The organism is Variovorax sp. AC103 (assembly GCF_979254005.1).
In genome coordinates this window covers 1-250 of sequence record NZ_CEEDFC010000084.1, presented here as the reverse complement: position 1 = coordinate 250, position 250 = coordinate 1, and the positions used below count along the sequence as shown (strand labels likewise).

Here is a 250-nt window from a genome sequence, read left to right as displayed (position 1 = left end):
CCATCGACGGCCACGCCTGGCGCTGCATCGTCGGCTACGGCCACGCGCCCGAGCACATCGCGCTGTCCTGCGACGAACTCAAGCTGCTGCTGGGCGGCGACATGATGCTGCCGCGCCTTTCCACCAACGTGAGCGTGCACGCGGGCGAGCCCGAGGCGAACTCGCTGCGCCTGTTCCTGGACAGCATCGACACGTTCAAGGCGCTGCCCGCCGACACGCTGGGCCTGCCTTCGCACGGCAAGCCGTTCAC

The 250-nt window shown here is 69.2% G+C and carries 1 protein-coding gene; it reads left to right on the top strand.

The window, feature by feature from the left end; translation table 11 throughout:
• Nucleotides 1–250: MBL fold metallo-hydrolase (locus AC0IYU_RS34885; protein WP_472126986.1), on the top strand; the 250-nt coding region annotated here is incomplete at both ends.